General features: G+C 62.3%; 7 protein-coding genes. 5 read left to right on the plus strand and 2 right to left on the minus strand.

The window, feature by feature from the left end:
• Nucleotide 1 precedes the first annotated feature (1 nt).
• Both D8U61_RS16980 and D8U61_RS16985 read left to right on the plus strand, forming a co-directional pair.
• Nucleotides 2-1,459, plus strand: a complete 1,458-nt coding sequence (locus D8U61_RS16980) for a D-aminoacylase (protein ID WP_130927354.1) — start codon at nucleotides 2-4, stop codon at nucleotides 1,457-1,459.
• A 118-nt stretch (nucleotides 1,460-1,577) separates the two neighbouring features.
• Complete coding sequence (locus tag D8U61_RS16985) at nucleotides 1,578-1,946, plus strand: glyoxalase superfamily protein (RefSeq protein WP_016771789.1); 369 nt, start codon at nucleotides 1,578-1,580, stop codon at nucleotides 1,944-1,946.
• A gap of 282 nt (nucleotides 1,947-2,228) precedes the next feature.
• Here the strand turns inward: D8U61_RS16985 and D8U61_RS16990 are convergent, their stop codons facing one another.
• Nucleotides 2,229-2,594, minus strand: a complete 366-nt coding sequence (locus D8U61_RS16990) for a DUF6124 family protein (RefSeq protein WP_130927355.1) — start codon at nucleotides 2,592-2,594, stop codon at nucleotides 2,229-2,231.
• A 479-nt stretch (nucleotides 2,595-3,073) separates the two neighbouring features.
• The gene (locus tag D8U61_RS16995; RefSeq protein WP_130902749.1) at nucleotides 3,074-4,090 is read right to left on the minus strand and encodes an AraC family transcriptional regulator; all 1,017 of its coding nucleotides are present in this window, start codon (nucleotides 4,088-4,090) and stop codon (nucleotides 3,074-3,076) included.
• 188 nt (nucleotides 4,091-4,278) lie between these two features.
• On the opposite strand from D8U61_RS16995, the gene D8U61_RS17000 reads away from it, so the two are divergent.
• From D8U61_RS17000 to D8U61_RS17010, 3 genes are read left to right on the plus strand one after another with little or no spacing between them, the layout of a single operon-like run.
• A complete protein-coding gene (locus D8U61_RS17000; protein ID WP_130927356.1) occupies nucleotides 4,279-5,883 on the plus strand; it encodes an FAD-binding oxidoreductase in 1,605 nt (534 codons plus the stop codon).
• The gene (locus D8U61_RS17005) at nucleotides 5,880-7,475 is read left to right on the plus strand and encodes a glycerol-3-phosphate dehydrogenase/oxidase (RefSeq protein ID WP_130927357.1); all 1,596 of its coding nucleotides are present in this window, start codon (nucleotides 5,880-5,882) and stop codon (nucleotides 7,473-7,475) included. Before D8U61_RS17000 ends, D8U61_RS17005 begins: the two co-directional genes overlap by 4 nt.
• A complete protein-coding gene (locus D8U61_RS17010; RefSeq protein WP_130927358.1) occupies nucleotides 7,472-9,022 on the plus strand; it encodes an FGGY-family carbohydrate kinase in 1,551 nt (516 codons plus the stop codon). The genes D8U61_RS17005 and D8U61_RS17010 overlap by 4 nt, the downstream gene beginning before the upstream one ends.
• Nucleotides 9,023-9,536: the final 514 nt, after the last annotated feature.

The following is a 9,536-nucleotide window of genomic DNA, read 5'->3' on the forward strand; positions in this document are numbered from 1 at the left end:
CATGCAGTGCGACACCCTGATCCGCAACGCGCTGGTTATCGACGGCAGCAACACGCCCGGCTATAAGGCCGACGTGGCAATTCTCAATGGCCGCATCGAGCGCATCGGCGATCTGCCTGACGCCCGCGCCAGCGAAGAAATCGACGCTGCCGGCCGGGTGCTGGCGCCGGGTTTCATCGACGTGCACACCCACGACGACACCGTGGTCATCCGCCAACCCGAGATGTTGCCCAAGCTCAGCCAGGGCGTGACCACGGTGATTGTCGGCAATTGCGGCATCAGCGCTTCGCCAGTGAGTTTGAAGGGCAATCCGCCGGACCCGATGAACCTGCTCGGCACTGCCGCAGCGTTTGTTTATCCATGTTTCAGCGACTACCGCGCCGCCGTCGAAGCGGCCAATCCCACGTTGAACGTCGCCGCGCTGGTCGGCCACACGGCGCTGCGCAGCAATCACCTCGAGGATTTGTTCCGCACTGCAACGCCCGGCGAAATCACTGCCATGCGCGCGCAGTTGCGCGACAGTCTCGAGGCCGGCGCGTTGGGTTTATCCACAGGCCTGGCCTACGCCAGCGCCTTCAACGCGTCCGCCGATGAAGTCATGCAACTGACCGAAGAACTGACGGCGTTCGGCGCGGTGTACACCACCCATCTGCGCAGCGAATTCGCCCCGGTATTGGAGGCGATGGACGAAGCATTTCAAATCGGCCGACACGCGCAGTCGCCGGTGATCATTTCCCACCTCAAATGCGCCGGCGTCGGTAACTGGGGACGCAGTCCGCAATTGCTCGCAGCGCTGGAAGAGGCAGCGAAAACCCATCCGGTCGGCTGCGATTGCTACCCGTACGCGGCGAGTTCCTCGACCCTGGATTTGAAGCAGGTCACCGACGCCCACCGCATCACTATTACCTGGTCGACGCCGCACCCGGAAGTCAGCGGGCGCGACCTGATTGACATCGCAGGCGAATGGAAACTGTCGCTGGAAGAAACCGCGAAACGTCTGCAACCGGCGGGCGCGGTGTACTACGGCATGGACGAGGCCGATGTCAGAAGAATCCTCGCCCATCCGCTTTCGATGGTCGGCTCTGACGGACTGCCCGAAGACCCGTTCCCGCATCCGCGCCTGTGGGGCGCTTTCCCACGGGTGCTGGGCCATTTCAGTCGCGACGTTGGCCTGTTTCCCCTGCACACCGCCGTGCACAAGATGACCGGCCTGTCGGCGGCGCGTTTTGGCTTGCAGGAAAGGGGCGAGATTCGTGAAGGACATTGGGCGGATCTGGTGTTGTTTGATCCGGCGACCGTGCGTGACGTGGCCGATTTCAACGATCCGCAGCGGGCGGCGCAGGGGATTGACGGGGTTTGGGTCAACGGCGTGTTGAGTTATCGCGATGGACAGGCGAATGGGGCGAGGGCAGGGCGGTTTCTTGCGCGACAGGGCGACCTGCGCGACCACTTTCGTTAAGGATTCGTGGTGTGCGTCACAGTGATGGCACATTGCAATTAAAGAAAGCCATCCACAAGCCGATTTGCTGACATCCTCCCCGTCTACACTGTGGGGCCAATCAGTCAGGGAGCACCCCATGAGCTTCGGCAAAACCACCCCGATCCTGCGGATCTTCGATGAGGCCAAGGCTGTCGAGTTCTACGTCGATTTTCTCGGTTTCAAGATCGACTGGCAGCATCGCTTCGAAGCGAATTTTCCGCTGTATCTGCAGGTGTCACGGGGCGAGTGTGTGCTGCATCTGTCCGAGCATCACGGCGATGCCTGCCCTGGTTCGGCGCTGCGTATCGAGACCGATGAGCTGGAGGCGTTTCAGCAGCAGTTGATGGCCAAGGATTACAAGTTCTCGCATCCGCAGATTCAGGCGATGCCGTGGGGGAGTCAGGACATGACGATCGCCGATCCGTTTGGCAATCGGTTGGTGTTTACCAATGCGATCAGTCTTTGAATTTAGCGCCAGAGATCAAAAGCCCCTCACCCTAGCCCTCTCCCGGAGGGAGAGGGGACCGATTGCGGGATGCTCGGGAGTTACGCCGACCTGAATGTTCTGTGCTGAATCCATAATCGAATTGAATGCATGGCGTCGAATCCATAATCGACTCGGTCTTTCAGGTCGACGGACAGCGCAAGACAACCGGGTCGGCTCCCTCTCCCTTGGGAGAGGGCTGGGGTGAGGGGCAACCCCTGACACCCCACAAAAACCAGCCCACACCAAATTCCTCAAAAACCCTCAATCAGTCGGCACCAACCGATCCAGCACCCGATTCACTGCCATCTCCGCGACCATCACAATCTGCGCGATGCCCTGCAACGTCTTGCGCTGCGAGCCGTTCACCAGCCCCGCCTGATCGTTGAGCATCACCGTCGCCGACCCTAGTGTTTCGCAGGCGTCGGCCAACAGCGATTCGTTGTCGGCGTCGGGATTGGCCATGTACAGCGTGTTGGACTTGTAGGGCGGGGCCATGAATTCGGCGCTGGATGGGCCGAGGTAATGGTCGAGGGCGCGGTCGGCGGCTTCGTGGAATTTCTTTGAGCCGGCGGATTCGTAGGGGGATGCCGAGTCGGTGGGTGGCGGGTTTGGGGTTACTTTGAACATGAATGCTTGCCTCTTATGAAGCTGCATCCGTTTCGCCGCTAAGCAAAGGGAGGCAGCTGTGCGCAAGTTAGCGGACCGGTAAGCATTCAACCCGGTGCATCCGAAGATGCCATGCGCACAGCCACCATCGAGTGCAGGCGTGAGCCTGACTGGATTGGACTTGTACAACCGGAATGCTGTCCGAGCCGCTAAGCTCGATCACTGAGAAATCAGTGACCGAATCAAGTTAACGGCAGGCCCCAAGGCGCACAAGCCGGCGGATTCTGGCGCAGGCGTAGGCAGCGGCGCAAGGAATTGTGGGTGGTTTCGCTGAATGTCTGGCGGCTTTAAACGGTTGTGCCAAGACGTGTTTAATCGGTGTGGCGAATGACGCCTTCGCGAGCAGGCTGGCTCCCACAGGGGATCTGCGGTGAACTCGGAAATGCAGACAACCGAGAACTACTGTGGGAGCGAGCCTGCTCGCGAAGAGGCCATCAGCATCACCGCCGATTCCGCAACCGAAACTCCCCCGGCGGCATCCCGCGCCAGCTCTTGAACGTGCGATGAAACGAGCGCGGTTCGGTAAAACCCAGATACTGCGCAATGTCCTGAACCGGCAACGTGCTATTGAGCAAGTAGTGCTCCGCCAACTCCTGACGCAGCTCATCAAGAATCTGCTGATACGACGTCCCGACCTGCTGCAACTGCCGCTGCAACGTGCGCACCGAAACGCTGAGCTGTTCGGCCACTTGCTCCTTGCGCGGCAAGCCCTCCTTGAGCAAACCGCGCAGAATGTTTTTCACCTGCTGCGCCAGCGACGCATCTTCCAGCGTCGCCAGCAAACCCATCGCGTGTTCTTCCAGGGTTCGCAGCAATTGCGCATCGGCCTGGCGCAGCGGCAACTGCAAATAAGCCAGCGGCACCACCAGCGCCGAATACGCCTGATCGAATAGCACCGGGCAACCAAAAAACGTCTCGTACTCGGCCAGCGTCACCGCATCCGGCCGCGCATGCTCCAGCCATACGCAGGCCGGCGACAGCTGCGTGTCGGCGATCCAGCGCGCGTAGTGCAGCCAGGAACCGAGCACGTTTTCCACCAGATGCCGACGAATCCGTGGCCGCTGGTAACGGCAGGCCCAGATCAGATGCACGTGCTCGCCCTGCACCTCGGCGCGGCTGACGCCCATGTCGCCGACGAGTTTTTCGAACGGCATGATCCGGCTCATCGCATCGCCCAGCGTCGCGCAATTCATGGTGATGTAACCGAGCACGCTCCACGAATTGGGCAGGACGAAATTCGCCGCATGCAGCCCGAACAACCCATCGCCCGAGTGCTCGCAGAAATAATCCAGCAAGCGCTCGTGAACCTCACCCGGCAGGCGCAAGGTGTTGTCGCTCAACTGCTGCGCCTGCAACCCGGCCGCCGCCAACGCAGGCTCGATGGCCATGCCCAACTGTTCGGCATGACGCAGGTATTTGAGCAGCGGCGGAACGGAAGTGAAGCCGAGCGATGGCATGGTCGCGGTCCTTTGATCGACGGCGCGTGAGCGAATGAATGCCGCAAGGTAAGTGGATTGCACGGCGAAAGTAAATGCCCGGACGTTTGGCGCCATTCGCTACATGATCTGGCCGGATGCGACCGTGACAGATCTCCAGCGCTGACTAGTATGCAAGCTTGATCCAACGGCAGAAAAAGGACACACGCATGCGACGCTGGAACGGCTGGGGAGAGGCAGGCACGGTGGTCGAACTGCCGGCCCAGGGCGCGACATTTCTCCACGAACGCTTGGGCGCTGGCCGCGCATTGCCCGATGCGACATTGGCAGCGGCGTTGACGCAAGTGCCGACCTCGCGCCTGGTGCCGCACCGCTTGTACAGCATCGATACTCACGATCGCCTGCTGCACGCGCGCGGCCAGAGCCTGCCGGACTGGCTGGCGTTGCGCGAAGGCGCGCTGGGTACTTATCCCGATGCCGTGGCGTTTCCTGAAACGGCCGAACAGATCCGCCAATTGTTGGCCCTCGCCCATGATCAGGATCTGTGCCTGATTCCCTACGGCGGCGGGACATCGGTGGCCGGACACATCAATCCACCAAACTCCGCGCGCCCAGTGCTGACGGTGTCGCTGGCGCGGATGAATCGCCTGACCGACCTCGACGAACAAAGCCTGCTGGCGACATTCGGCCCCGGCGCCAGCGGGCCGCAAGTGGAAAGCCAGTTGCGTGCGCGCGGCTACACGCTGGGGCATTTTCCGCAGTCGTGGGAGCTGTCGACCCTGGGCGGTTGGGTGGCCAGTCGTTCCAGCGGCCAGCAGTCGTTGCGCTACGGGCGGATCGAGCAATTGTTTGCCGGCGGCACCCTGGAAACGTTCGCCGGGCCTCTGCAGATTCCAACCTTTCCCGCGTCGGCGGCAGGTCCCGATCTGCGTGAAATGGTGCTCGGTTGCGAGGGCCGTTTCGGGATCATTTCCGAGGTCAAAGTGCGAGTCAGCGCGTTGCCGGCGGACGAACGTTTCTACGGTGTGTTCCTGCCCGACTGGCCGCAGGCGCTGCAAGCAATCCGGCAACTGGCGCAGGCGCGCGTACCGCTGTCGATGCTGCGCCTGTCCAACGCGGTGGAAACCGAAACGCAACTGGCGCTGGCCGGCCATCCGCAGCAGATCGCCTGGCTGGAAAAGTACCTCAAGCTGCGCGGCGCCGGCGACGGCAAATGCCTGCTGACCTTCGGCGTCACCGGCAATCGCCAGCAAAACGCACTGTCGCTGAAACACGCGCGCCAGCATCTGAAAGCCTTCGGCGGCGTATTCACCGGCACGCTGCTGGGCAAGAAGTGGGCGCAGAACCGCTTCCGTTTTCCTTACCTGCGCGAGAACCTGTGGAACGCCGGTTACGTGGTGGACACCCTCGAAACGGCCACCGACTGGAGCAACGTCGACCACTTGCTCAGCCTGATCGAAAACAGCCTGCGCGATGCCCTGGCCGCCGAGGGCGAGCGCGTGCATGTGTTTACTCATCTCTCGCACGTTTACGGCGAAGGATCGAGCATTTACACCACCTACGTGTTTCGCCCGGCAGCCGACTATGCCGCGACGCTGGCGCGCTGGCGGATGCTCAAACACGCGGCCAGCCAGACCATCGTCGACAACCACGGCACCATCAGCCATCAGCATGGCGTCGGCAAGGATCACGCGCCGTATCTGCTACGGGAAAAAGGCCCGCTGACGATGCAGACGTTGCAGGCGCTGAGTGAACATTTCGACCCGGAAGGGCGCCTCAACCCGGGCACGCTGTTGCCAGAGTCGCGGCCATGACGGCGGAATGGAACGCGCAGTGGCGCGAGCAGATTCTGCCGACCTTGGCGGATGATATCTGGGACCTGATCGTCATCGGCGGCGGCATCAGCGGCGCCGGGATCGTCCGCGAAGCCGCGCGCCGGGGCTGGCGTTGTCTGCTGCTGGAGCAGCGCGATTTTGCCTGGGGCACCTCCAGCCGATCATCGAAAATGGTCCACGGCGGTTTGCGTTACATCGCCAAGGGCCAGTGGCGCCTGACCCGCGATTCGGTGCGCGAGCGCCAGCGCCTGCTCGACGAAGCGCCGGGGCTGGTCGAGCCGATGAGTTTCATGATGCCGCACTATCGCGGCGGCTTTCCCGGGCCGCGCGTCATGGGCGGCTTGCTCTCGGTGTACGACGCGCTGGCGGGGCGGCGCAACCATCGTTTTCATGACGCCCAGCAACTGCGTTTTCTTGCGCCGGGGGTGAAGGAAAACGGCCTGCTCGGCGGCAGCTGTTTTGTCGATGCGCTGACTGATGATGCGCGGCTGGTGATGCGCGTACTGCGCGAGGCCCGGGCCGATGGCGCGGTGGTGCTCAATGGTGTGCGGGTCACGCAACTGCTGCGTGAAGGCGGGCGGGTGTGCGGGGTTCAGATCGAAGATGGCGAGAGCGGCGCGACGCTGCAATTGCGCTCTGGCGTGCTGGCCGTGGCTACGGGCGCTTGGGCTGAGCGCTTGCGTCCCGTTGAGTCAGCGAAGCAATTGCGACCGTTGCGCGGCAGTCATCTGTTGCTGCCGGGCTGGCGTTTGCCGGTGGCGCAGGCGTTCACTTTTCTACATCAGCGCGATCGGCGCCCGGTGTTCGTGTTTCCGTGGGAGGGCGCGACGGTGGTCGGCACCACGGACCTCGATCACCGCGAAGACCTAGACCACAGCCCGCGCATTTCCAGCGACGAACTCGACTATCTGCTCGCCGCGTGCCAGCAGCAATTTCCCGGCGCCGAAGTGAGCGTCGACGATGTGCTGTCGACCTGGTCAGGCGTGCGTCCGGTGGTCGGCAGCGCGACGGGTGCGCAGCAGGGCAAACCGTCCAACGAGACCCGCGAACATATGCTGTGGCAGGAGACGGGTTGCGTGACTTTGGCCGGCGGCAAACTGACCACATTTCGCCCGCAAGCGATCGAAGTGCTCAAGGCGTGTGCGGTGATGCTCGGGCGTTCTTTTGTCGATGACGGCGCGCCGGTGTTCGCCGCTGTGCCGCCGCTGACAATTGCGGGACTGAGCGGCAATCAATGGCGACGCTTGGCCGGACGTCACGGTCGAGACCTGCCGAGGCTGGCGCAATTGCTCGGCGAACTCGGTCTGGAGACGGTTGGCGCCAGCGATACGTTGTGGGCCGAACTGGCGTTCGCCTGCGAGGCGGAAATGATTATGCACCTGGATGATTTGCTGCTGCGCCGCACCCGTTTGGGCCTGTTGCTGCCGCGCGGTGGTGAATATTATCTGCCTGCAATTCGCACGCTCTGCCAGTCGCGATTGGCCTGGGACGATGAGCGCTGGCAGGCGGAAATCCAGCGCTACCGTTTGCTGTGGCTGCGCGATCACGGCTTGCCGGAGATCACGCCATGAAATACCTGTTAGCCATCGACAACGGCACCCAGAGCGTGCGCGCGTTGCTCTTCGATCTGCAGGGCAATCTGCTCGGCAAAGGCAAAGTCGACTTGCAGGCGTACTACTCGACGCAACCCGGTTGGGCCGAGCAGGATCCGGAATATTACTGGGCGAAACTCGGCGAGGCCTGCCAGCAACTCTGGCAGCAGACCGGCATCGACCATGCGCAGATTGCCGGCGTGTCCCTGACTACCCAGCGCGGCACAGTGATCAACGTGGACGCCAAGGGCAAACCGCTGCGCCCGGCAATTGTCTGGCTCGATCAACGTCAGGCTGAGGTCGAGGGCAGTATCAAAGGGCCGTGGGGCTGGCTGTTCAAAATGGTCGGCGCCCAAGCGACGGTGGATTATTTCCGCGCCCAGGCCGAGGCCAACTGGATCGCCCGGCATCAGCCCGACGTGTGGGCGGCGACCGACAAGTTTCTGCTGCTCTCGGGTTTTCTTACTCATCGCCTGTGCGGACGCTTCGTCGATTCGGTCGGCTGCTGCGTCGGCTATCTGCCCTTCGACTTCAAACGGCTGAAATGGGCGGCGCCGCGCGACTGGAAATGGCAGGCACTGGCGGTGCGCCCCGAGCAGTTGCCGAGCCTGCACAAACCCGGCGAAACCCTCGGCTACATCAGCGCCGAAGCCGCCCGGCACACCGGCATTCCCGAAGGCCTGCCGCTGATTGCCGCCGGCGCCGACAAGGCCTGTGAGGTGATCGGCTCAGGCGTGGTCGATGCGCGCACGGTGTGCCTGTCCTACGGCACCACCGCGACCATCACCAGCACCCGCTCGCGCTACCTGGAAATCGTCCCGCTGATCCCGCCGTACCCCTCGGCCGTGCCCGATCAGTACAACTGCGAAGTGATGATCTATCGCGGCTACTGGATGGTCAGCTGGTTCAAGAACGAATTCGGCCTGCGCGAGATGCAGCAGGCAAAAGAGCAGGGCATCGAGCCGGAGCAACTGTTCGACGCGCTGGTCAACGCGGTGCCGCCGGGTTCGATGGGTCTGATGCTGCAACCGTACTGGTCACCGGGCATCCGCGAACCGGGCGTGGAAGCCAAAGGCGCAATGATCGGCTTCGGCGACGTACACACCCGCGCGCACATCTACCGGGCGATTCTCGAAGGCCTGGCCTACGCGCTGCGCCAGGGCATGGAGAACATCGAGCGACGTTCAAAGGTCTCGATCAAACGCCTGCGCGTCGCCGGCGGCGGCTCACAAAGCGACGCCGCCATGCAACTGACCGCCAACATCTTCGGCCTGCCGGCCGAGCGCCCGCATGTGTATGAAGCGTCCGGGTTGGGGGCGGCGATTTGCTGTGCGGTGGGGTTGGGATTGCATCGGGATTTTCCATCGGCCATTGCGGCGATGACTCGGGTTGGAGCGGTCTTCACACCACAGCCTGAGGCGCAGAAGGTTTATGAGCAGTTGTACAGAGAGGTGTATTTGCGCATGTACCGGCAGCTCAAACCGCTGTACCAAAGCATCCGCAAAATCACCGGGTATCCCGAATAGTCCCGACACCCTAGACCCCTGTGGGAGCGAGCCTGCTCGCGAAGGCGGAGTTTCAGTCAATGATGATCTGAATGATCCACCGCTTTCGCGAGCAGGCTCGCTCCCACAGGGATTTTGCTGTGCGCTCAAAATCCGGTGAGTCACACAAATCCAAATGTGGGAGCGAGCTTGCTCGCGAATGCGCAGTGTCAGGCAACGTCGATTTGATTGACCCACCGCCATCGTGGGCAAGCCCGCTCCCGCAAGGTTTTGCGGTGTGCTCAAAATCCAGCGTGGCACACAAATCCAGTTTGGGAGCGAGCCTGCTCGCGAAGGCGGAGTGTCAGGCACTGTTGATTTGGTTGACCCACCGCCATCGCGGGCAAGCCCGCTCCCACAGGGATTTTCGCTGAGCTCAAAATCCGGTGAGTCACACAAATCCAAATGTGGGGAGCGAGCTTGCTCGCGAATGCGCAGTGTCAGGCAACATGGATTTGATTGACCCACCGCCATCGCGGGCAAGCCCGCTCCCACA

The organism is Pseudomonas sp. Sample_14 (genome assembly GCF_004307515.1).
GTDB classification, from domain to species: domain Bacteria; phylum Pseudomonadota; class Gammaproteobacteria; order Pseudomonadales; family Pseudomonadaceae; genus Aquipseudomonas; species Aquipseudomonas atacamensis.

What these genes read in the sequence shown, in the direction of transcription:
- D8U61_RS16980 (WP_130927354.1), top strand. Translation starts at nt 2, where the DNA reads ATGCAGTGCGACACCCTGATCCGCAACGCGCTGGTTATCGACGGCAGC.
- D8U61_RS16985 (WP_016771789.1), top strand. Translation starts at nt 1,578, where the DNA reads ATGAGCTTCGGCAAAACCACCCCGATCCTGCGGATCTTCGATGAGGCC.
- D8U61_RS16990 (WP_130927355.1), bottom strand. Translation starts at nt 2,594, where the DNA reads ATGTTCAAAGTAACCCCAAACCCGCCACCCACCGACTCGGCATCCCCC.
- D8U61_RS16995 (WP_130902749.1), bottom strand. Translation starts at nt 4,090, where the DNA reads ATGCCATCGCTCGGCTTCACTTCCGTTCCGCCGCTGCTCAAATACCTG.
- D8U61_RS17000 (WP_130927356.1), top strand. Translation starts at nt 4,279, where the DNA reads ATGCGACGCTGGAACGGCTGGGGAGAGGCAGGCACGGTGGTCGAACTG.
- D8U61_RS17005 (WP_130927357.1), top strand. Translation starts at nt 5,880, where the DNA reads ATGACGGCGGAATGGAACGCGCAGTGGCGCGAGCAGATTCTGCCGACC.
- D8U61_RS17010 (WP_130927358.1), top strand. Translation starts at nt 7,472, where the DNA reads ATGAAATACCTGTTAGCCATCGACAACGGCACCCAGAGCGTGCGCGCG.